The following is a 24502-nucleotide window of genomic DNA, read 5'->3' on the forward strand; positions in this document are numbered from 1 at the left end:
ACCATGATTCAGTTTGAGAATGTTTCGAAAATTTATCCAGACGGCACTGAAGCTGTTAAACAGTTGAATTTGACTGTCGAAGAAGGGGAGTTACTAACCCTCATCGGACCGAGTGGCTGTGGGAAAACGACGACAATGAAGATGATCAACCGACTGATCGAACCATCAACAGGAATAATACGCATACATAACAAAAAGATCAATGACTATAACATCCATGAACTCCGCTGGAATATTGGATATGTATTGCAGGAAATAGCGCTTTTTCCACATATGACAATTGAAGAGAACATTATGATTGTTCCGGAAATGAAAAAATGGGAAAAACAAAAGATCCGGCGCAGAGTGGATGAACTGATGGAAATGGTCGGCCTTGATCCGGAAAACTTCAAAAAAAGAAGACCACAGGAATTATCTGGCGGTCAGCAGCAGCGTGTCGGCGTTTTAAGAGCTCTCGCAGCGGATCCGGATATCCTGTTGATGGATGAACCTTTCAGTGCGCTTGATCCAATAACAAGGGAGCAGTTACAAAGCGACATCCGTACACTTCAAAAAGAAATCAAGAAAACCATTGTATTTGTCACGCACGACATCGATGAGGCGATGGCTATAGGAGACCGCGTTTGCTTAATGAAAGATGGCGAAGTTGTTCAAGTAGACAGGCCCCAGCAGTTGATCCTACAGCCGCGTACTGACTTTGTAAGAAACTTTATCGGGGAGAAGAAATCTCCCTGGCAAACGGCTGTGGATGTGATTATGGATCACACTGGAAGCAGGGTGGTTTCCCGTCTGCAATATGAGCGTAAAAACTTCAAACCCAACGGTGTTTATATCATTGTGGATGAAGAAAATCAGTACATCGGCACTTATAAAGATGGCCAAAAACTGGAACATCCCGAACTACCCAATGACATGCAGTTAGTACAGACTACGGAAATTTTCCTCCGGAATGAGATTGATATATTGCCTGTTGTACAAAATAACAAAGTGATTGGGACACTATCCTACGGAGATATCGTCCATTACCTGGATAGTAAAACGACAATGGAAAACGGGGTGGTTCAGCAATGAGTCGCTTTTTGGAAGTTTTCCAGTCACGCCAATTCATGCTGTGGGAAAAAATTTGGGAGCATTTACAAATCTCCATCGTTTCTCTGTTAATAGCGGTTATTATCGCGGTACCCCTTGGTATTGCACTCACAAGGTCGAAACGGCTGGCAGAGCCAATCATTGGTGTTACTGCTGTTTTACAAACTATTCCAAGTCTTGCTGTTCTGGCTTTTTTGATTCCTTTTTTAGGAATAGGAAGGCAGCCGGCTGTCGTTGCATTGATTGCTTACGGACTTTTGCCCATCTTAAGGAATACATATACGGGGATTAAAGAGGTGAATCCCGCCCTCAAGGAAGCAGCTACTGGTATGGGAATGAATTCTTTACGTCGCTTAGCGAAAGTGGAACTGCCTTTGGCAATGCCTGTCATCATGGCTGGCATCCGTACTTCCATGGTATTGATTGTGGGCACTACCACCATAGCCGCTCTTATCGGGGCAGGCGGATTAGGAGAACTAATACTGCTTGGCATCGATCGGGGCGGGGAAATTAATTTGATTTTACTAGGGGCTGTACCGGCTGCGTTATTAGCTGTATTACTAGATTTTATTTTAAGAATAGTGGAGCGTACTTCCGTCAAGGCTGGTTTCCGTTCATTGGCAGCTGTTATGGTGGCGGCAGTATTGATCATCGTCAGTCCGTTTATCATAAATATGGAACAACGAACAGACTTGGTTATCGGAGGAAAGTTGAACGCGGAGCCGTCCATCTTAATCAATATGTATAAAATCCTTATTGAAGAAGAAACGGATTTGAAGGTGGAGCTGGAAGAAGGGCTTGGAAAAACTGCATTTGTATTCAGTGCCTTACAGGAAGGCAGTATTGACATTTATCCAGAATTCACTGGAACTGCCATTGTAACCCATCTGGAAGAGCAGGCGGTGAGCAACGATGCGAGAGAAGTATATGAACAGGCGAAAGAAGGGATGAAGGAACAGTACGACATGGCATTCCTGGAGCCGATGGCATACAACAATACGTACACATTAGCAACAACTCGTAAATTTGCGGAAGAAAATGAACTTGAAACGATAAGTGATTTGAAATCCATCGATGACGAAGTCACTGCTGGATTCACATTGGAATTCAATGACCGGGAAGATGGCTACCAAGGCATCCAGAAGTTGTATGGAATTGCATTCGGTGAAGTAAGAACGATGGAACCTGGTATCCGTCAAGGAGCGATTGCCAATGGACAAGTAGATATCATTGATGCCTACTCGACGGATAGTTATATGGTGGAATTGGATTTGAAAGCTTTAGAAGATGACAAAAATTTATTTCCTCCATATCAAGGTGCACCATTGATGAGACAGGAAACGCTTGACCGCTACCCAGAACTTGAAGCCATTCTAAACCAGCTTGCCGGAAAGATTACAGATGAACAAATGCGGGAAATGAATTACCAGGTCGATTATGAAGAAAAAAGTTATGAAGAAGTGGCTCGGAAATTTTTAAGAGATCAAGAACTGATTCATTAAAGAAAGGAGAAAAACCATGGCATACAAAGCTCCTGATAAACAGGAAATGAAAAAAATTTTAGAAGAAGCTAAAACCATTGCTGTAGTCGGTCTTTCTGACAAGCCTGAAAGAACTTCTTATCAGATTGCCAAGGCTATGAAGGAAGCAGGGTACCGGATTATCCCTGTCAATCCCGAAGTCGAAGAATCACTCGGCGAGAAAGCTTATGACACACTTGCCGAAGTGGAGGAAAATATCGATATTATCAATGTTTTCCGTCGTTCTGAATATTTGTATGACCTTGCAAAACAAGCAATCGAAACAAAAGCAGATGTTTTTTGGGCGCAGCAGGGTATTTTTGACGAAAAGGCGTATGAACTATTAAAGGATCATGGTTATACCGTCATCATGGATATGTGCATCAAGGTGGCCCATTCGATAACGATTGGAAAATAATTAGTAATACCATCCCCCCAATTTTTGGGGGGGTTTCTTATTATTCCAGCAAATAAAAACTGCGAATTAATTCTCTCATGGCCTCCTTCTATTTTTCACGAGAAGAGGTGTAGAGTGCCGCTGCGGAAAAATGGGAGATCCTCAAAAATGAAGACCGCATATTTTTCGTGCGGTGTAATGAAATGTATAGTTATGTTGCTTCTATTAAGCGTTAGGTTGAGTTTCTATCCTATCCGCATTATTGTGAAAAAATATTCTTTGATTAAAACTTTCATGATATGCTACCAAAGAGCCTTACTTTGTTGAGCATTTAACTTGAATTTATACGGCAGGGATTGACTTTGTTGATACTTTTTCCTTAGGATATAAAAGAGTATGCAGGGAGGTTTTTCCTTCTTGACGATTTGCGTATCTAGAAAAAAAGGCTAAAATAAGAAATACGCTTATTAATATTTCTTTTGGTATAGAGCATCCAAAAGATCGGACGAGGGCCGTTTTCTAAGCAATTCTTTACAGAAGCAAACATTTGTTCTATTATAATGCAAAGAGAGTAGTTGAAAGGAGCCGGTGTTCGATTGGTAAAAGAATCAATGCAATATTCGGATGATTCCATACAAGTCCTAGAAGGTTTGGAGGCTGTTAGAAAAAGACCGGGAATGTATATTGGCAGTACGGATTCCCGAGGCCTTCATCACCTCGTTTTTGAAATCGTCGACAATGCTGTCGATGAAGCACTGGCGGGCTATGGGGAGCAGATCCGGGTAACCATACATCAAGACAATAGTATTTCAGTAGAAGATAAAGGAAGAGGGATGCCGACCGGTATGCATAAAACCGGAAGACCAACCCCAGAAGTTATTTTCACCGTCTTGCACGCTGGGGGAAAATTCGGCCAGGGTGGATATAAAACAAGCGGCGGACTGCATGGGGTAGGTGCTTCCGTTGTGAATGCTTTATCGGAGTGGCTGGAAGTTACGATATATCGGGATGGCTATATTTATACCCAGCGTTTTGAAAATGGCGGAGTGCCTGTTACTTCTTTGGAGAAAAAAGGGGCAACTCGTAAAACAGGGACGACCATTCACTTCAAACCGGATACAACTGTATTCACTTCGACAACCTATCAATTCGAAATGCTTTCGGAACGCCTTCGTGAAGCCGCTTTTTTGCTAAAAGGACTGCAAATAGATATTTTAGACAAGCGCAGTGGCGAACAGGAATCCTACCAGTACCCCGATGGATTGAAGTCATTCGTAGCATATCTGAATGAAGAAAAGGATACATTGCATCCTGTAGTAGCATTTGAAGGGGAACAGCAAGAGATTGAAGTCGATTTTGCTTTCCAATTCAATGATGGTTTTGCCGAAAGCATGCTGTCTTTCGTCAATAATGTCCGCACAAAAGATGGCGGAACACATGAATCAGGTGCTAGAACAGCTATTACGCGAGTGGTTAATGAATATGCAAGAAAAAACAACTTGCTAAAGGAAAAAGACAAAAATCTGGAAGGAAACGATATAAGGGAAGGCTTCACTGCCATCGTATCGGTAAGAATACCGGAGGACAAGCTTCAATTTGAAGGACAGACAAAAGGGAAATTGGGAACGGCAGAAGCAAGATCAGCCGTGGATGCGGTTGTATCGGAAAAGCTCTCCTACTTCCTGGAGGAAAACGCTGATATCGCAGGGATGCTGATAAAAAAGGCAATTCGTGCTAAAGAAGCCAGAGAAGCAGCCCGAAAGGCAAGAGAAGAAGCGAGAACAGGTAAAAAGAAAAAACGAAAAGACGCTTTGTTAAGCGGGAAGTTGACGCCTGCTCAGTCTAAAAATGCAGCCAAAAACGAGTTATACCTGGTAGAGGGTGACTCGGCCGGAGGATCTGCAAAGCAGGGAAGAGACCGTAAGTTCCAGGCTGTTTTGCCTTTGCGGGGAAAAGTCATCAATACAGAAAAAGCAAAACTTGCCGATGTCTTTAAAAATGAAGAAATCTCCACGATTATTCATACTATTGGAGCAGGTGTCGGCGGTGACTTTAATCTAGACGACGTACAATACGATAAAATAGTGATTATGACGGATGCCGATACGGACGGTGCTCATATCCAAGTACTGCTTTTGACATTTTTCTACCGTTATATGCGTCCGCTAATCGAAGCAGGTAAAGTCTATATCGCACTGCCTCCGCTCTACAAGATTTCCAAAGGAAAAGGCAAAAAGGAGACCGTCCGTTATGCCTGGAACGAAGAGGAAATGAAAGTGGCGGCAAAAGAGCTGAAAAACGGATATATTTTACAGAGGTATAAAGGACTTGGCGAAATGAATGCCGACCAGCTATGGGAAACAACGATGAATCCGGAAACTAGAACGTTGATCCGGGTCACAATCGAAGACTTGACTAGAGCGGAACGAAGAGTGACCACTCTTATGGGAGACAAAGTAGAACCGCGGCGAAAGTGGATTGAGTCCCATGTGGAATTTGGACTCGAAGAAGAAACGAATATATTGGAAAATGAAAATATTCACACGTAAAACGAGTCGTTTGAAACGGGGGGAGCCTACTTGGCTGAAACAGAACAATATTTAGATTTACCCTTGGAGGATGTAATCGGGGACCGGTTTGGAAGATATAGTAAATATATTATCCAGGACCGGGCGCTTCCTGACGCCAGGGATGGATTGAAACCTGTACAGAGAAGAATTCTTTATGCCATGCATGAAGAAAGGAACACCCATGACAAACCGTTCCGTAAATCGGCAAAAACGGTAGGAACGGTAATTGGTAACTATCATCCGCACGGAGACAGCTCTGTGTATGAAGCAATGGTAAGATTAAGCCAGGAGTGGAAGGTACGCAATTTATTGGTGGAAATGCATGGGAACAATGGGAGTGTCGATGGTGACCCACCTGCAGCCATGCGTTACACAGAAGCCCGCCTGTCGAGCATTGCGTCTGAGTTAATAAGAGGCATCGAAAAAGAGACGGTTGATTTTGTTCCTAATTTCGATGACACGATCAATGAACCGGTTGTATTGCCGGCAAAGTTTCCGAATTTGCTTGTCAATGGTTCAACCGGTATTTCCTCTGGTTATGCCACCGAGATACCACCGCATAATCTCGGAGAAATTATTGATGCTGTCATCCGCAAAATTGACAAACCTTCTGTCACTTTGGATGAATTGATGCAAGTAATCAAAGGGCCGGATTTCCCAACTGGTGGAATCATCCAGGGTGTAGAGGGATTGAAGAAGGCCTATGAAACAGGTAAAGGAAAAGTTATCGTTCGCGGCCGGGCGACTATAGAAAAGCTTCGGACCAGCCGCGAACAAATAGTCATCGATGAAATCCCATACGAAGTTAACAAAGCAAGCCTGGTTAAACGGATGGATGAACTGCGAATCGACAAAAAAGTCGAGGGGATCGCCGAAGTTCGAGATGAAACGGACCGAACCGGTCTTCGGATCGTGGTCGAATTAAAAAAGGATGCCGATAGCGAAGGAATCCTGCACTATTTATATAAAAACACAGATTTACAAATTTCTTACCATTTCAACATGGTGGCGATCAAGGATAAAACCCCAAAACAGTTAAATCTGCAAATGATGCTGGAAGCTTATATTGATCATCAAAAAGATGTGGTGACCAGGCAGTCGCAGTTTGACTTGCGAAAAGCCAACGAACGTTCTCACATTGTCGAAGGTTTGATCAAAGCAATTTCCATTCTTGATGAGTTGATTGCTACGATCCGGGCCTCCAAAGACAAGCAGGACGCCAAAGCACGTATAAAGCAAGCATATGATTTTTCCGAAGCACAAGCAGAAGCTATCGTAAACCTCCAGCTTTATCGGCTTACCAATACAGATATCACATCTTTGGAGAAAGAAGCGGATGAACTGAGAGCCAAAATCAAAGAACTGGAAGAAATCCTTGGAAACGAAAAGAAGCTTTTAAAAGTCATCAAAGATGATTTAAAAAGCTTAAAAAAGAAGTACACAGAACAGAGACGAACCGTTATTCAACAAGAAATTGAAGAATTAAAGATTAATTTGGAAGTGATGGTAGCAAGCGAGGATGTGCTCGTTTCCGTTACCAAAGACGGTTATATCAAACGAACAAGCCTTCGTTCATATGCTGCCTCGAATGGAGAGGATCTGGCGATTAAAGAGGAAGACCATCTCATCGCCTTACAGGAAATCAACACGACGGATAAGTTACTGGTGTTTACGAATAAAGGAAGATATTTGTATTTGCCGGTTCATGAATTGCCTGATATCCGTTGGAAAGATCTCGGCCAGCATATTTCCAATATCGTATCTATTCAAAAAGATGAAACGCTTGTTAAAGCCATACCTATACGGGATTTCAATACAAGTCAATATCTCGTATTTTTCACGAAAAATGGAATGGTCAAGCGTAGTGAGTTGAAATTATATGAAGCACAACGCTACTCCAAGGCCCTGGTAGCTGTCAACCTTAAAGGAGATGATTTGGTACACAGCGTCCATCTCACGGATGGAAATGCCAATCTCTTTGTTGCTTCTGATAAAGGTTATGGCCTCTGGTTTGAAGAACAAGAGGTTTCACCGGTAGGACAGCGTGCTGCGGGTGTTAAAGCAATGCAATTGAAGGATGGAGAAACGGTTGTCGGTGGTGAAGTGTTTGCACCTGATTCCGATCCCAATATTGTTTTATTGACGCAAAGGGGCGCATGCAAACGAATGAAATTGACGGAATTTGAGCCGACAGGTCGGGCAAAAAGAGGATCGGTTATGCTGCGAGAATTAAAGCGAAAACCACATCGTATTACAGGTTTTTATCTTGTACAAGATCATGAAGCCCTCCAGTTTAAGACTGCGAGTGGGTCAATCCAGTCTGTATTGCCGCTCGACCTACCTAAAAGCGACCGGTACAGCAACGGATCCTATGTCGTTGATTCCGATGAAAAAGGGGAAGTTATAGAAGTTTGGCCGTCGACTAATTATGAACAGCCATTTTTAGAGGAAAATGAATCCTAATATGTGGCCGATTGAAAATGCAAGAAAAAACTCCTTTAAAGGCTAACGCTGTTTTTTTGCCACAACGTCACATAAGTATAGAAGCAGGTCGTGAGAGAAATTGATTTAAAATGTTTTTGGAGGCTGCCTTATAAGTATCTTTGGCTTGTGAGGCAGTCCTTTTTAGTATCGGAAAATTCGTATAAATGATAATTGTTTTTTTACTGATTTATGATAAAATGCTAACTGTGAGGAGGATTTCATACTCCTTCGCTTTATGTGCCGTTTCAGCAGCAATTACACTTCTCTTTGATCTCACCCTAGACAAAACATACATAATACCTTACCAACATTTTTTTTTAATCAATCAGAAAGCGCTTACAAAGTTCGAGGCAAAACGCAGATTTTATTGAACATTTAAAAAAAAGGGGGAAATTGGATGGATTTTGATTTAACAGAGGAACAACAAATGACGCAAAAAATGGTCCGAGACTTTGCACAGTCTGTCCTCGCTCCTCGAGCGGAAGAAATCGATACCTCTGCTATTTTTCCAGAGGATGTCTTTGAAGAGTTAGGCAAACTGGGACTCTTGGGAATTCCCTTTCCTGAAAAGTATGGTGGAGCTGGGGGAGACACTGTAACTTATACACTCGCAGTAGAGGAAATTGGACGGGTGTGTGGTAGCACAGGATTGAGTTACGCAGCAGCAGTGTCCCTGGGTGCAAGTCCGATTTTTTATTTTGGCACGGAAGAACAGAAAGAAAAATACTTAACCCCTTTGGCGACAGGACAAAAACTCGGCTCTTTCGGCTTGACTGAACCTAACGCAGGATCTGACGCAGGCGGTACCCAAACGACTGCGGTTTCTAAAGGTAACAGCTATATCATCAATGGTGAAAAATGTTTTATTACCAATGCTTCTTACGCTAGTACGATTATCGTGACAGCAGTAACAGGTAAGGATAAAAGCGATAAAAATATTATCTCTGCTTTCATCGTGCCGGCAGATTCTCCTGGAGTTACCATCACTAGTAGTTATCAAAAGTTGGGAGTTCGCGGTTCCAATACAGCAGCGATTATATTAGAGGATGTGGAAGTGCCGGCGGATCATTTATTGGGCGATCCGGAAAAAGGATTCAAACAGTTCTTATACACATTAGACGGCGGGAGAATTTCGATTGCAGCCTTATCATTGGGGATCGCCCAGGCATCCCTGGATAAAGCACTAGAATACGCTAAACAAAGAAAACAATTCGGAAAGCCGATAGCTGCTTTTCAGGCAGTTCAATTCAAGTTAGCAGACATGGCAATGGAAGTAGAACTGGCGAGAGGTATGGTACGAAAAGCGGCATGGTTGAAAGATCAGAACCGTTCTTTTGCGAAAGAAGCAGCTTTTGCCAAGTTGTTTGCTAGTGAAACTGCCACACGTGCAGCAAACCAGGCAATACAAATACTTGGTGGTTATGGTTATATGCAGGAATACCAGGTGGAACGTTATCTTCGAGACGCAAAACTGATGGAAATCGGGGAAGGAACCTCAGAGATACAGCGCCTTGTTATCGCGCGTCAGTTGGGTTGTTGAGTAAATCGCTAATCGGGAGGGCAAACATGTTCGAAAAAATATTGATAGCAAACCGTGGAGAAATTGCAGCCAGAATCATCAGATCCTGCAAAAAATTAGGAATAAAAACAGTAGCCGTGTATTCGGATGCCGATAGGCAAGCAAAGTTTGTCGATTTGGCTGATGAAAGTTATCATATCGGACCGGCTCCCGTCAGTAAAAGCTATATGAATATAGAGAAAGTAATAGCAGCGGCAAAACAATCAGGCTCTGAGGCTGTGCATCCCGGTTATGGTTTGTTGAGTGAGCAAGCCTCTTTTGCCGAAGCATGTGAATTGGAAAGCCTGACATTCATCGGTCCGAAACCTGCTGCAATCGAGAAAATGGGCAGCAAGGTGATGGCGAGACAAACAATGAAAGATGCCGGGATTCCGATTGTTCCAGGAAGCAGCAATCCTGTTACCGATGTTGAGGAAGCTGCAGCAATTGCTGAAAAAATCGGTTATCCAGTGATGATCAAAGCTTCAGCAGGCGGCGGTGGAATCGGGATGGTCCTGGCAGATAATCTACATACATTAAGGGAAAAATTCCCGGATACAAGTAAACGTGCTGCGATGCTATTCGGGGATGGCACGATGTTCATCGAGAAAGTCATACCCAGGGCGAGGCATATAGAAGTCCAGCTCCTTGCAGATTCATATGGGAATGTTGTTCATTTGTTTGAACGGGAATGTTCCATTCAACGTCGTCACCAGAAAGTGATTGAAGAAGCTCCATCGGGAACGGTTCAGCCAGCTTTACGCGAGAAATTGGGAATGACGGCAATGAAAGCTGCCCGGGCAATTGGCTATGAAAACGCCGGGACCATTGAGTTCTTGATGGATGAAGAGCAAAACTTTTATTTTCTTGAAATGAATACTCGTCTTCAGGTAGAACATCCGGTTACAGAAGAAATAACAGGAGTGGATATTGTCGAAGAACAGATTAAGATTGCGGCGGGGCACAGTCTCGGCATGAAGCAAGACAGCATGAAAATAAATGGTCACGCCATCGAGGTGAGAATTTATGCAGAGGATCCGTATACTTTTTATCCGTCTCCTGGAAGGATTACCAGCTTGAAATTGCCAGAAGGAAAAGGGATCAGGCATGAATTAGCTGTGAGAGAAGGTTCGGAAGTGACTCCATATTATGACCCCATGATAGGAAAACTCGTTGTCTCAGCTGCGTCCAGAAAAGAAGCTATCCGATTGTTGAAGGAAGCATTGGATCACTATCAGGTAGACGGGATAAAAACCAATATACCGATGCTGAAAGAAATTGTTCGTCATGAACAATTCGAAAAAAGCAACACCCTGACAAGTTTCATTGAAGACTATTACCTTAAGGGTTCCCATAATCAAAAGGAAAAGGAGAAAAGCAAATGACAGAAGTTCAAGCAACCATGGCCGGAAGTGTATGGAAAATCATCGCTGAAAAAGGGGAAACAATCAAGTCAGGAGAGGATATCGCCATTTTAGAATCGATGAAAATGGAAATACCCATTACAAGCACTTCAGATGGCGTGCTAAAAGAATGGAAAGTGACAGAGGGGGACTTTGTCGATGAGGGAGATACAATCGCCATCATCGAGTAACGGATTAGCCAGGGAGGCAAGATGATGAGTGAAATACCTAAGAAAATAAACGTGAAGGAAGTCGGGCCACGTGATGGTCTGCAAAATGAAAAGCTGATTTTACCTTCAAAAGATAAGATCGGCTGGATTGACGCATTATCCTCTACCGGGCTGTCTTATATTGAGATGACCTCTTTTGTTCATCCAGACTGGATTCCTCAGTTAAGTGATGCGCAAGAAGTTGCTGAAAGAATCCGGCGACATCCTGATGTTACCTATGCAGCTTTGGTTCCCAATCAACGAGGGTTGGAACGAGCATTAACAGCAGGTATCGATGAAGCGGCTGTATTTATGTCAGCAAGTGAAAGCCATAACCGGAAAAACATTAATAAAACCATTGAGGATACGTTTCCAGTTTTACAAGGGGTAGTTGACACAGCGAAATCGGAAGGGAAAACAGTCCGTGCGTACCTGTCGACAGTTTTTGGATGTCCTTATGAAGGAGCGGTGGCCGTAGACAAAGTTATGAAAATCTGCGACCGGTTGTTTTCTATGGGAATCGATGAACTCTCGTTAGGAGATACAATCGGAATTGCCAATCCACTGCAGGTAGATGAAATGCTAACAAAGCTGCTTCCCCGTTTCAAGGAAGGTTCTGTCGCCTTGCACTTCCATAATACAAGAGGGATGGCCTTAGCCAATGTCTGGTCCGCTTTGCAGCACGGAGTGACAACATTCGATGCTTCCTTAGGTGGATTGGGCGGCTGTCCTTATGCCAAAGGTGCATCTGGAAATTTAGCAACGGATGATTTGGTATTCATGCTTGAGCAAATGGGAGTGGAAACCGGAATTGACCAATCCAGATTAATGAATGCTGCGAATTTTATAGAAGAACGGCTTGGCAAGCCTTTATCAAGCCACCAAACTCAACTGCAACATTCGAAACAGGGGGGTGACCGGTTTGTCAGATGAACTGATAAGCTTGCAAAAACGGAATGAGCGTATTGCAGTATTGACACTTAACAGGCCAAGTGCTGCTAATGCTTTATCAAGGGAATTGCTCCATCAATTTAATGAGCGGCTAACACAGTTGGAGAGTGATCCGCTATTGCGTTGCCTGGTGATTACCGGTTCTGGAGAGAAAGCATTCTGTGCAGGTGCCGACTTGAAAGAAAGAAGCCAAATGACGGAAGAGCAAACAAGAGAAGCAGTCCAATACATCGGCAGCACGCTGCAGAGGGTCAGTGAATTGCCAATGCCGACAATCGCGGCGATAAACGGAGCCGCTTTCGGTGGTGGGTTGGAACTCGCACTTGCATGTGATTTAAGGATTTCTGCTTCACATAGTAAATTGGCTTTAACGGAAACTTCTTTGGGCATCATTCCCGGAGCTGGCGGAACACAGAGGTTAAGCCGTCAAGTAGGACCGTCCAAAGCAAAAGAAATGATATTTACTGCCAGGCCTGTAGACGCTGAAAAAGCTGAACAAATAGGACTAGTCGAATACGTCCATCACCCAGAGGAATTAATGGAAAAGGCAGAATTTTTAGCGGAAGAAATTTCTAAAAATGCCCCTATTGCTTTGAGACAGGCCAAACTGGCTATTAATAAAGGATTGGATATGGAAATTTCGGAAGGGCTGGTATTTGAGAAACAATGCTACCAGCAAACGATCAAGACAAAAGATCGATTGGAAGGACTACAAGCTTTTAAAGAGAAGCGGACTGCTGTATTCATTGGAGAATAGAGAAACTGGAGGAATGACCATGCAAATGGACAAAGCAGAAATAAAATCCTCACACCAAGATCGCATTAAAAAAGGCGGAGCAGAAAAATACCATGAAAAAAACCTAGAAAAAGGGAAACTATTTGTGAGAGATCGTTTGAAGGAACTGTTTGATGATGATGTTGAATTGGAAGACGGCTTGTTTGCCAACTGTATGGACCCAACGCTTCCTGCTGATGGAGTGGTGACTGGTATCGGCAAAATCCATGGCAAAACAGTATGTGTCATGGCAAACGATTCTACCGTCAAAGCGGGGTCCTGGGGAGCAAAGACTGTCGAGAAGATTGTCAGAATACAAGAAACCGCTGCAAAGTTAAATGTACCAATGCTTTATTTGGTTGACTCTGCCGGTGCCAGGATAACCGACCAAATCGAAATGTTTCCGGGTAGACGAGGGGCAGGGAGAATTTTTCACAATCAAATCAAACTTTCGGGAAGGGTGCCTCAGGTTTGTTTGCTGTTCGGTCCTTCGGCAGCAGGGGGGGCATACATACCAGCTTTTTGTGATATTGTCGTCATGGTAGATGGAAATGCTTCTATGTATCTCGGCTCTCCGCGTATGGCTGAGAAAGTGATCGGGGAAAAAGTTACACTGGAGGAAATGGGCGGTGCTGCGATGCACTGTTCCGTATCCGGTTGCGGGGATGTATTAGCTGCATCCGAAAAGGAAGCAATTGAATTTGCCCGTCATTATCTTCAGTATTTCCCGGATAATTATCAGGGGAGGCCGCCCCGTATATCGGCGCTTCCTCCGAAAACTAGCGAAAAAACGATCGGTGAGCTGATACCTGAAAATCAGAATGCTCCATTTGATATGTATGAGTTAATCAACCACATCATCGACGAAGATTCCTTTTGTGAAATAAAGCGGCTGTTTGCGCCAGAATTAATAACCGGTTTCGCCCGGTTGGACGGGGAAGCAGTCGGCGTAATCGCCAATCAGCCGAAAAGTAAAGGCGGCGTGTTATTTCCTGATTCTGCAGACAAAGCGGCAAAATTCATTCAACTCTGTGACGCCTTCCATATTCCTTTGCTGTTTTTAGCCGACATCCCCGGTTTTATGATCGGGACCAAAGTGGAGAGGGCAGGGATAATCAGACATGGCGCCAAAATGCTCGCTGCAATGAGCGAAGCGACAGTGCCCAAAATATCGGTTGTCGTTCGAAAAGCGTACGGAGCAGGATTGTACGCCATGGCCGGTCCTGCATTTGAGCCGGATTGCACACTGGCGTTACCTGGTGCACAAATCGCAGTGATGGGACCAGAAGCTGCTGTCAACGCCGTCTATGCCAACAAGATTGCAGAGCTGCCAGCAGAAGAAAAAGCTGAATTTATTCGTGCTAAACAGGAGGAGTATAAAGCCAATATCGATATATACCGGCTGGCATCGGAATTGGTTGTTGATGCTGTAATTGAACCAGAGAAACTAAGAAGGGAACTAATCTCTAGATTTGCTTTTTACAAAAACAAATCCGTACAATTCACGGAAAGAAAACACGGCGTTTATCCAGTTTGATAAAAGAGGAGAAAGAGTCTGGGACAAAAGCATCGTGATCAAAATAACAACCGAACATTCCACCATTCGTTCGGATTTATTTGATTAGCAAAAAGCAAACGTTCTACCCTATAAAAATTGCAACTTCCCACTCCGGCAAGGTCCTTCGCTTTCCGCGGGCACGGCTTCAGCTAACTTGGCAAAGCATACCGCTTTGCCAAGTGGATCTTCAGCTCGCACTCATCCCGCTGGAGTCTGCGTACCTTGCCTCCGTTGAAGGAGATTCCTTTTCTTCGGATGTGATTTCCGTTTTGCCTATTTCCGTTACAGATAGAAAGCTGAGCTGCATGGAAACCGCCTTTTTATGCTATTGGCCAATTTCCAAAGAATAAAGGAACTCTCATGCTGAATTTTCGTCTTCGTTCCTGTTTAGAGATACCTATCATCCAATAAAAGAATACGGTTCTATTCACTGTCTTGATCACGTGGAAATCAGAGCCCAAAAACATAGCGAAGGCAAGATACGGAGACTTCAACGGGAACAGCACGAGCTGAAAATCCCGCAAGAAAGCGGTTAGTGCTTTCTGAGGAAGTTGAAGCCGTGCCCGTGGACGCGTAGTATCTTGCCGTAGCGATTTGAAGCACACATCAAACGACAGGATAAAAGGAAGTCTAACCTTACAAAAAAACCGAGCGAATTCAATCAGCATTTAGAATTCGCTCGGTTTTTGCTTTGGTGGCCATGTTTTTGTCCCGGCCTCTTTCTTAATATGATAAATCATTTTAATTCCTTGAGTGCCTCTTTCATGGTTGCTATTCGACTATTATGCTTTATCAAGGTGGGGAAGACCATCCCATCGCTTTCCTGATTAGTTTTCTCGAAGAGCGGTTATTTCTTCAAGGATTTCCGGGTTGACAAGAGCGCTAAGATCACCCTGGGATTCACCGAGGAATACGGTCTTTAAAGCGCGTCTCATCACTTTGGCATTCCGTGTTTTCGGTAAATCAGATAGGAAATACAGCTGCTTGGGAGCTAGCGCTTTACCTAAACGGCTTCTCATATAGTTGAGTATTTCCTCTTTCTTCTGTTCGGTTGGTTGACAGCTACTATGGAGTACTGCAAAGGCCGCAGCTATTTCCCCTTTCAGCTCATCAGGCAAGCCAATCACTCCGGCTTCTGCAACAGCTGGGTGGCTTACTAAACAAGATTCGATTTCAGTGGGACCAATCCTTTTTCCGGCAATGTTCAATGTATCATCAGAGCGTCCGGTAATGGTGAAATAGCCATCTCTATCCTTGATAACCCAGTCTCCGTGAACCCATGTATCCTCCCAACGGTGCCAGTACGTATTCTCATATCGATGATCGGTATCCTTGTAAAATCCCTTAGTCATTCCCACCCATGGCTGTTGGATCACAAGTTCTCCGACTTCACCGGTAACTGTCTGCCCCTCTTGATTGAATACATTTGCTGCCATCCCGGGGAGTGCTGCATTGAAATTAGCAGGTTGGATCGGTTTTACCAATACATTTCCCAAGATTCCTCCTGAAGTCTCTGTTCCGCCAGAATAATTGAAAATAGGGACGCTTCCATTGCCGACTTCCTCGAAAAGCCAGTGCCATGGTTTTTCGTTCCAAGGTTCGCCCGTGGAAGCAAATAATCGCAGACTGCTCAGTACGTATGGTTCAATTGGTTGTGTACCGTGTTGCATCAAACTTCGGATTAGGGTAGGGGAAATACCTAAATGGGTTAGCCGGAGTTCATCCGTCAACTGCCAGAGCCGATCTGGCCCAGGATAATCCGGGGTACCTTCAAATAAGACAATAGCAGCTCGGTTTAGCAACCCGCCATATACTAAAAACGGACCCATCATCCATCCCATATCGGTAAGCCAAAATAATTTATCATCTGGTCTGACATCCATGCAAATTCCCGCATCGAATGCCGCTTTAATCGGAAAACCTGCATGGGTATGTACCGTTCCTTTCGGCTTCCCGGTAGTACCAGAAGTATAAATGATCATGAAAGGTTCTGAACTGTCTGTTTCTACAGCTTTGAAATCGCTGCTATTTTTCATAATGGTTTTCCATGCCACGTCTCTGCTTGTTACCGATGATTCCATCTCTCCAATTCTTTCCACAACAATCACTTTTTCGAGTGCATCGGATTGACCGACTGCTTTATCTGCTTCCTGTTTCATATTGACTATTTTTCCACGGCGGTAATAACCGTCTGCAGTAATTAAAAATTTTGCGCCAGAAGCTTCGAGTCGGGCTGATACAGCATCTGCCTTGTAACCGGAAAAAGCAGGTGTGAACACAGCCCCGATTTTCGAAATAGCCAGCATTGCAATTACCGTTTCTGGTATCATCGGCATATATAAAAAAATGACGTCTCCACGCTTTGCACCTAATTGCTTGAATCCGTTCGCTGCTGCATTTGCTTCTGCATTTAACTGCTCGAATGTGTAAACCTTTTTTTCCTGTCCGTCCCCTTCCCAAATGAGTGCAGTTCGGTGGCGGGTCGATGGGTTATCCGCCCATTTTTCCACTGCATTATAGGCAACATTTATTTTCCCTCCCACAAACCAATCGGGATACTGGACCCCTCTGGATAGATCAAGAGTGGTGTGGGGACTGGAAAACCAGGAAATATCCAGTTCTTGTACAGCCTCCTGCCAAAACCAATCAATTTTTTTAATTGATTCTTGATAAAAAGAATCATAATCGGAAAAACCAAGTTTCCGCATCCAACTCCCTAGCCGGGATTTTTGCAGAATATCCTTTGATGGTTCCCATGCCGCCTGTGTCGTATTTACCAAATCAACCGCCCTCCCTAATGTAAGTGCTTACATTTTCATTATACATTAAAGCGTTAAGTTTATCAGCGGTCTCTGCCATATAGGATGAAAGGAAAAAGAGCTTACTGATCAGCTGAGAAAAAGCAATATTATTCCAACTGTCCTACTTCCATGATACGCTATAAGAAGGCAGGGAAACGTTGTCTACTAAATTGTTGAAACACAAATCGATAAATTGAACCAATTATAAATAAAAACTTCGAGGTGTTAAAATGAAAATCAGCGAGTTTATGATTAGAGATGTTGTGCAAATTGAAGAGCATGTTACGATAAAGGATTTATTAGAAATTCTTGTCGCAAACAAAATCGGCGGTGTTCCTGTCGTAGATAAACAGGGAGTGCTGCAAGGAATGATCAGTGACGGAGATGTCATCCGCTTTTTACAGCCGCAGGGAAGGACCATATACGATATTTACACCCTTGTCCTTGTGAGTGAACGTCAGGAACTGAAAGATAAATTAAAAAAATCGATTCATCTCCCGGTAGAAGATATGATGAGAAAGCAAAAGCTTTATACGGTAAAGCCGGAGGATAATCTGGAAAAGGCACTTGAAATCCTGGCGGAGCATGGTTTTAAGAAAATACCAGTAGTAAACGATGCCGGCAGAGTAGTCGGAGTAATCAGCAGAGGAGACTTAATCCGCTATATTTCTAATCAGTTAATCAAGGAATTGGACTAGCATGTAAAAGGGATATTTTCTGTGTGATGGCTTTACTACTTGCAGAAGACTAGAATAAAAAAATCTAACGATAGAAAAGGAAATATAAATGAAAAAAGTCACCACAAGTTTTTTAGAGTTCAGAGGAAGTCACGCGCAGTTCGGGTTTGAACAAGGCAAAAGACTAAAGGACTCCGCTTTGGAAAAGAATTACCAACGCGTCAACCAACCCAGGAAAAGACCAAGATATGTTGTCGACGTTAATAAAGCCAAGAAGACCATCAAAGCATACATGCCTCATTTATGGGAAGAGCTCGAAGGGCTTTCACAAGGTCTCGAGCTCCCGATGGAGGAGACAGTGCGAAATTACAGTGGATACCAGCAGGAGTGGCACCCTTCTGGTTGTTCGATTTTGACCGGGAGTGACTACCTGGTGCGTAACTATGATTATCATCCTAAGACGTATGAAGGTCGTTTCGTATTATTTCAACCCCGGGACGGCTATGCGACCATTGGCCCCAGTCAACGAATCACCGGAAGAGCTGACGGGATGAACGAACACGGATTAAGTGTCGGCTATAATTTTGTCCATCGTCGGAAACCAGGGGATGGCTTTATTTGTAATGCAATCACACGAATGGTATTGGAAACCTGCAAAAACAGCGAGGAAGCTGCTGATATGTTGAAGCGGGTTCCTCACCGGCATTCCTTTAATTATGTTTTATTCGATCGATTCGGAAAGGCGAAAGTCGTCGAAGCCACGCCAAGAGGGGTTGTTGTCAAAGATGAACCATTGAGCACAAATCATTTTGACATCTTAGAAGAGGAAAACCGTCATCATTTAGATGATTCCAAACGGAGGGAGAAGCTGTTATTAGATGAAAAGGGCAAGCTGACTTCTTCCTATGAAGCATTCCGGTTATTCAATGACAAAGCTAGGGGGATTTTCTCCGAAAAATATACACAATGGGCTGGTACGCTGCACACATCTGCCTACCTTCCGGAGAAGCTGGCAGTATGGTTTGCCGTTGGCAGCGACCGGGAACCATTCATTTTATCATTTAAGGATTGGTTACAAGGGAAGGACACAAAAATCAAACAATTAATTGGATACTTAAACACAGATGAAGAACTGCCGTTTATGGAATCTTGATTAGTCTGGATTTTTCCATTGTGGTCAATTTGATTTATTGCACGTATAATAACCTTGTTAGGAAAAATGGTCGTTTTATTCGAGGATCTTGCTTTTTTCCACAGCTTGGTAAAGAGCTTTGTTTAGAAGGAGAAGCATAAGCTTTTGGAAGCGGAGGCAAAGCACATAGAATCCTTGAAAACAACAATCGATTTTGTTCGTGCGATGTTAAGCTGGCGAAACATTCCTTGAGAATGGACAGTATGCTCGGCTAGAAACAGCTGTTTTTCGCACAGGGGATTTCCACAGCGCCGTAATGCTACTTATGGACAAAAAGGGCGCCAAGAGAAAATTACTTCGCAGTTTCATTCAATTGCACCATTATACAAGACAATGAAGTAACTTCTCTGTATTTCTGCATTGTAAACTTATTAATCCAGCAAAAAAGGGAGCATGAACATAAATGAACAGCACAGTAAGCCAATCTACAACACAACAAGTTGCGGGAATGTATGCGAAATTCACGGACGCCGGACAAACAGAATTAGCAGACAAAGCGCTTGACTTGTTGGAAAAAATTGATTCCCATGAGTTTGTCATTTGTTTTGCAGGACACTTTTCAGCCGGTAAGTCAACGATGATCAACAAGTTACTTGGCAATGACCTTTTACCTTCCAGCCCAATTCCCACTAGTGCAAATGTCGTGAAAATACAGGCTGGAGATGGAACTGCCCGTGTGTTTTTTAAAGAGGGAGGTCCATTGTTGTATAAGGAGCCTTATGATTTTGACACGATTCAAGCGCATTGTAAAAATGGGGATGCGATAAAACGAGTCGAAATAGCTACCAAGAATCCGCATCTCCCGAACGGAGTTGCCTTGTTGGATACTCCAGGGATCGATTCATCAAACGATGCAGACAGAGTAATAACGGAATCCTCCCTGCATTTAGTGGATGTGCTTTTTTATGTGATGGATTATAATCATGTTCAATCAGAGGTAAACCTTTCGTTTATGAAACAGGCCCAGCAAGAAGGAAAGCGCATTTATATCATCATTAACCAAATTGATAAACATCAGGAACAGGAATTGGGACTTCAACAATTTAAAAATAGTTTAACGGAGACGCTTAACAATTGGAAGCTGGAGCCCGAAGCTGTTTTTTATACTAGCTTGAAAGAAACGGGACACACCTTTAGTCAATTTCAGGCATTGCAAACTGAAATGAAGCAGTTGATGAAGGATAAAATAGATTTAGTAGAGGAAACCGTAATATTGTCCACGGAAACACTGGCATCAGATTATTTAAACGGTTACCAAGAAAAAATAGATCAGGAAAAAGCGGAATATTATCAACAATTATATCAATTGGACGGCCAGGAAGATGCGGAATCGGTAGAAGAGGCTAAGGAAGAATTGAAAAGGCTCGAAACACTGCCTGAACAGGCAGAAAAGGAATTGAAAAATACAGTGGATTCAACGTTGAAGAACGCCTACCTTATGCCATTCGATCTTCGGGAACAGGCAAAGGGGTATTTGGAAGCGATGCAGCCGAAGTTCAAGCCAGGTATATTTTCCGGCAAGAAAAAAATTGAACAAGTTCGCGAGCAACGATTGCAAGCATTTCATGAGTCGCTCACCAAAACAATCGAAGCAGCCATTGACTGGAAAATCCGTGATAAACTGCTGGAAACCGTCAAACACTTACAAATACATGACGCTTCCTTAATCAAATCGATTCAGCAATTCTCGGTACAATTTCCCAAAAAGCGCTTAACGGAATTGATAAAGCCTGGAGCGACGTTAAACGGTGAATACTTGCTGGTTTATACAGACGATGTCTCTCAAGCCATCAAGCAATCGGCCAAACAACTGGCCTTAAGTATTATTGAAGAAGCGTCTGCCATTGTCCGGCAACAAGCCGAATCAGATCAGTTCCAACAACAGCAAGCTGTAGAACGGGCCGAGCAATATCATCAAATAGAAGAAAAGCTTTTGAAACTCGATGAACGATTTCAAGAAGAAAAAATAGACTTATACCAGACTCGGAACGACCAACCGTTTATCAGCCAGACATTGGAGACAATGAGACGGCAAATTCAGGATAAGAAAGAGGCCGTTCGCTTTCGGGAATCAGATAAAGAAATAATCCTGCCGGAAGATTCTGGAGTTCCTCGTGAACCAGCATCAATGGAAGCGGAAATGGAGTTGCCTGGGCATCTGTCGGTAAAGGAAACCGTCAAAAAAGTTGAACAGACGATGGAGGAAGTCAAGGACGTAAAAGGATTCCATGCAATTTATCAAGATTTAACCGTTAAACGGGAGAAGCTGACAAGGCGCGATATTACGATCGCTTTGTTCGGGGCTTTCAGTGCAGGAAAGTCTTCATTCGCGAATGTACTGATAGGGGAGCGCGTTTTACCTGTTTCACCGAATCCGACCACGGCAGCAATCAATAAAATTTGCCCGCCCACAAACGAATTTCCTCATGGGAGTGTAAGGGTCAAATGTAAAAGTGAGCGGGAAATTTTTAATGAAATATCAGCCATTTTGGATGAAACAAACGGAAGGATGCCAAAATTTCAAGGATTGTCGGAAATAATCGAGTGGCTGCAGCAAAACGATGGAGTCAATCTAAATGGCTTGAAAGAAATGCACCGATCATTTTTGACAGCTGTGATGGAAGGCTACAGCAAATTAAAACAGCAGTTGGGAAGTGTACAGCTCGTATCGCTGAAGGAGTTTCCCTTATTTGTCTCAGACGAATCCCTTGCTTGTTATGTAGAATGGATGGAGTTATTCTATGACTGCCCACTAACACGCCAAGGCATTACATTGGTGGATACACCTGGAGCTGACTCGATTAATTCGAGACATTCTGATGTTGCTTTTCAATACATTAAGCAAGCAGATGCCATTTTGTTTGTCACGTACTATAACCATCCCTTTTCCAAAGCGGATCGCGACTTTTTAGTTCAACTCGGCAGAGTGAAGGATGCCTTCAGTCTTGATAAAATGTTTTTTCTCGTGAATGCGGCAGATTTGGCTAGCAGCCAACAGGAATTGCAACTTGTAACCAACTATATTGCTGATCAGCTGCTCGGTTTCGGCATCAGGAATCCGCGATTGTACCCGGTGTCCAGCCACTTGGGCATGAAAGAAAAGGAAAGAAAGGGAAAAGAGTCAGGTAATTCCGGTATGGATGAATTTGAAACAGCGTTTTATCAATTTCTAAAAGAAGAGATGATGCAATTGATCATCCATTCGTCGATGCATGATATACAACGGACGGAAAGTCAACTGGCAGCATATATCAACACGGCGAATTTGGACCAGCAGGAAAAAGAGCGTAAAAAACAACATTATCAAGCAAATAGAGAAAAGATGGAAAAAGTCGTAGAAACGTCGGACTCTAAGCTTGTAAAAAAAGAAATTGACCAAAAACTGGAAAAACAGCTGTATTACGTCCACGAAAGGCTGTCGATTCAATTCACTGATCGCTTTAAAGAGTCGTTCAACCCTGCAACGATTTCAGGGGATGGTAAAGAAGCAGATCGTGACTTGCAGCTGGCACTGAACACGTTGCTGAAAGACATCGGCTTTGAACTCGCGCAGGAACTTCGTGCGGTTTCCCTGCGGATGGAGCGTTTTATGAATCAAAAAGCTGAGGAATGGAGCATGCAGCTACAGCACACTTTTTCCAATATCCAGTCTGATCTCATTTTTTCCGAAATAACAGAATATCCGTTTGAGACACCTGCTTTTTCACCAGCCATGGAGGAGGTAGATTTCCAGCGGTTTAAGCCTGCGCTCGCCCTGTATAAATCAGCCAAGCACTTTTTTGAGAAAAACGGGAAAGAAAAAGTGAAACAGCGTCTCCAGGAAGAGCTTGATCCGATGGTGGAACATTACCTTTTGGACAACAAGCAAAAAATTTTAGACTGGTACAACGAACAATGGAATAGCTGCTTAGCGGAGATAAAAGCAGAATATTTGGAGTCAATCTCGCAATACTTCGAGGGATTGCTTCATAGTTTAGCGGATGACGTTGACGTCGATGAATTGGATACTAAGAAACAAAAAATTGCAGCCTTGCTGACCTGAGATGGTTATTCATTTCCTGCGAAAAGGTTTAAAGTCTGGTAAGAACGTAAATGTACTAAATAGGAATGATAATTTCATCAAGGAGGCAAACCATGGCTGACAAAGATAAAGTAACAAACGACCAAAGCAAAGAACTGTCTGAAAAAAATTATCAAGGAGAAGACTCCAAAGATACCGACGTGGAAAAGGGTTTGGATAAAACACATAAACAAGTCGAAAGCGGTCTAACGGACGGCACGATAGACCGCAGTGAAGAAAAGGATAAACAGGGAAAGACAAAATAAATGGACAAAAAAGTGCAGTTCTCTTGAGGGAGAGAGCTGCACTTTTTAATGATAAAATAGAATAAAACTATCTTTGTCCACTTTGTTGTAAAGATTCATATGGAAAAACACTGAAAAAGCATGTTCAGTTAGATGAGTTGCTAATGCCTTCAGGAAAAGCGTAATGAAGATCAGGTAAGTCTTCAAATCCCCGTGCAATATGATCTGCTTGATGACTATCGGAGCCTGGAACAAGTGGAATGCCTAACGCATATGCTTGTCGAATAAACTTTTCCGCAGGATAAATGGATTGACAGTACTCTTTATACAAACCCGCTGTATTGATGTCTAATTCCATTCCATTTTCGGCCATTAGGGAAAGGATTTCTACGATTTCCTGTTCAAATTTTCGAGCGGGTGGAAAAGCCTGTATAAATTTTTCCACGAGTGTGATATGCCCTAGCCGTTTCGGTTTGTACCGTCCCAATTCACTCGTAATGGCTTGTTGGAGCGTACGATAGTATACTTGGTAAACAGCTTCAACGGAACCAAAAATGGAGACGATGGAAGCAAATTCTTCGACACTGTAATCCAGGCAAACAAATTTGCCTTCAGGACTGCGGAGCATGTGTACCGAAAGAATGGCATCGTCGATCCGTGGTCCCCATTTTTCCAATAGCGAACAGGTTTCCTTTTCGAACCCAGCTATAAAGTCAACTTCCAATCCAACTTGGATAACTAATTTATCACGGTATGTCTTTTTCAATTGCTGTGCTTCCTTCAAATAGGTTTCAACAGATTTTGCCGGCATACTGCTGTCTTCTGTTGGAGCAGGATCGGAAAAACCAGCAGGAAGCGGTGCGTGCTCGGTAAAGGTTAAATGAGTAAGTCCTGACTCTATTGCCTGTTTAACATAAGCTTCCATCCTATCTTTGGTGCCATGTGGGCAAAACGGGGTATGGACGTGAAAATCGCCGCTAATATTCATGTGTTACCGCCTCTCTTCGTTCTAA

At 43.2% G+C, this 24502-nt stretch carries 17 protein-coding genes; 15 read left to right on the plus strand and 2 right to left on the minus strand.

Features of this window, described 5'->3' with window-relative positions; genetic code table 11:
* Positions 1–3 precede the first annotated feature (3 nt).
* The 11 genes from ERJ70_RS09605 to ERJ70_RS09655 all read left to right on the plus strand — a co-directional run bounded on the left by ERJ70_RS09605 (position 4) and on the right by ERJ70_RS09655 (position 14493).
* Positions 4–1071 (plus strand): ABC transporter ATP-binding protein, encoded by a 1068-nt coding sequence (locus ERJ70_RS09605; protein WP_209368881.1) that lies wholly within the window; start codon positions 4–6, stop codon positions 1069–1071.
* Complete coding sequence (locus ERJ70_RS09610) at positions 1068–2591, plus strand: ABC transporter permease/substrate-binding protein (RefSeq protein ID WP_209368883.1); 1524 nt, start codon at positions 1068–1070, stop codon at positions 2589–2591. The genes ERJ70_RS09605 and ERJ70_RS09610 overlap by 4 nt, the downstream gene beginning before the upstream one ends.
* Before the next feature lie 16 nt (positions 2592–2607).
* Positions 2608–3027, plus strand: coding sequence for a CoA-binding protein (locus tag ERJ70_RS09615; RefSeq protein WP_209368885.1), 420 nt, complete (start codon positions 2608–2610; stop codon positions 3025–3027).
* 590 nt (positions 3028–3617) lie between these two features.
* On the plus strand, positions 3618–5555 hold the full coding sequence (parE, locus tag ERJ70_RS09620) for a DNA topoisomerase IV subunit B (protein ID WP_209369271.1): 1938 nt from the start codon (positions 3618–3620) through the stop codon (positions 5553–5555).
* 30 nt (positions 5556–5585) lie between these two features.
* Entirely contained in the window at positions 5586–8039 is a 2454-nt protein-coding gene (gene parC, locus ERJ70_RS09625; protein WP_209368887.1) for a DNA topoisomerase IV subunit A, read from the plus strand.
* Between the two features lie 418 nt (positions 8040–8457).
* The gene (locus ERJ70_RS09630) at positions 8458–9600 is read left to right on the plus strand and encodes an acyl-CoA dehydrogenase family protein (RefSeq protein WP_209368889.1); all 1143 of its coding nucleotides are present in this window, start codon (positions 8458–8460) and stop codon (positions 9598–9600) included.
* A 26-nt stretch (positions 9601–9626) separates the two neighbouring features.
* A complete protein-coding gene (locus tag ERJ70_RS09635) occupies positions 9627–11003 on the plus strand; it encodes an acetyl-CoA carboxylase biotin carboxylase subunit (protein ID WP_209368891.1) in 1377 nt (458 codons plus the stop codon).
* A complete protein-coding gene (locus ERJ70_RS09640; protein ID WP_209368892.1) occupies positions 11000–11212 on the plus strand; it encodes an acetyl-CoA carboxylase biotin carboxyl carrier protein subunit in 213 nt (70 codons plus the stop codon). Before ERJ70_RS09635 ends, ERJ70_RS09640 begins: the two co-directional genes overlap by 4 nt.
* A gap of 24 nt (positions 11213–11236) precedes the next feature.
* Positions 11237–12163, plus strand: coding sequence for a hydroxymethylglutaryl-CoA lyase (locus ERJ70_RS09645; RefSeq protein ID WP_209368893.1), 927 nt, complete (start codon positions 11237–11239; stop codon positions 12161–12163).
* Positions 12144–12938: an enoyl-CoA hydratase gene (locus ERJ70_RS09650; protein WP_374099798.1), complete on the plus strand. Its 795-nt coding sequence runs from the start codon at positions 12144–12146 to the stop codon at positions 12936–12938. Before ERJ70_RS09645 ends, ERJ70_RS09650 begins: the two co-directional genes overlap by 20 nt.
* A 25-nt stretch (positions 12939–12963) precedes the next feature.
* On the plus strand, positions 12964–14493 hold the full coding sequence (locus ERJ70_RS09655; protein WP_374099814.1) for an acyl-CoA carboxylase subunit beta: 1530 nt from the start codon (positions 12964–12966) through the stop codon (positions 14491–14493).
* Positions 14494–15341: 848 nt separating this feature from the next.
* On the opposite strand, the gene ERJ70_RS09660 is transcribed toward ERJ70_RS09655, so the two are convergent.
* A complete protein-coding gene (locus ERJ70_RS09660; protein ID WP_245208164.1) occupies positions 15342–17294 on the minus strand; it encodes an AMP-binding protein in 1953 nt (650 codons plus the stop codon).
* A gap of 251 nt (positions 17295–17545) precedes the next feature.
* On the opposite strand from ERJ70_RS09660, the gene ERJ70_RS09665 reads away from it, so the two are divergent.
* From ERJ70_RS09665 to ERJ70_RS09680, 4 genes are all read left to right on the plus strand, one after another.
* Positions 17546–18013: a CBS domain-containing protein gene (locus tag ERJ70_RS09665; RefSeq protein ID WP_209368896.1), complete on the plus strand. Its 468-nt coding sequence runs from the start codon at positions 17546–17548 to the stop codon at positions 18011–18013.
* A gap of 88 nt (positions 18014–18101) precedes the next feature.
* Complete coding sequence (locus ERJ70_RS09670; RefSeq protein WP_209368897.1) at positions 18102–19145, plus strand: C45 family autoproteolytic acyltransferase/hydrolase; 1044 nt, start codon at positions 18102–18104, stop codon at positions 19143–19145.
* Positions 19146–19587: 442 nt separating this feature from the next.
* Positions 19588–23226 carry a dynamin family protein gene (locus ERJ70_RS09675; RefSeq protein ID WP_209368898.1) on the plus strand — a complete coding sequence of 1213 codons (3639 nt, stop codon included), beginning with the start codon at positions 19588–19590 and terminating at the stop codon, positions 23224–23226.
* A gap of 92 nt (positions 23227–23318) precedes the next feature.
* Positions 23319–23510 carry a DUF4025 domain-containing protein gene (locus tag ERJ70_RS09680; RefSeq protein ID WP_209368900.1) on the plus strand — a complete coding sequence of 64 codons (192 nt, stop codon included), beginning with the start codon at positions 23319–23321 and terminating at the stop codon, positions 23508–23510.
* Between the two features lie 124 nt (positions 23511–23634).
* On the opposite strand, the gene hisJ is transcribed toward ERJ70_RS09680, so the two are convergent.
* Positions 23635–24477 (minus strand): histidinol-phosphatase HisJ, encoded by an 843-nt coding sequence (gene hisJ, locus ERJ70_RS09685; protein WP_209368902.1) that lies wholly within the window; start codon positions 24475–24477, stop codon positions 23635–23637.
* Positions 24478–24502: the final 25 nt, after the last annotated feature.

It is taken from the genome of Sediminibacillus dalangtanensis (assembly GCF_017792025.1).
GTDB lineage: Bacteria > Bacillota > Bacilli > Bacillales > Amphibacillaceae > Sediminibacillus > Sediminibacillus dalangtanensis.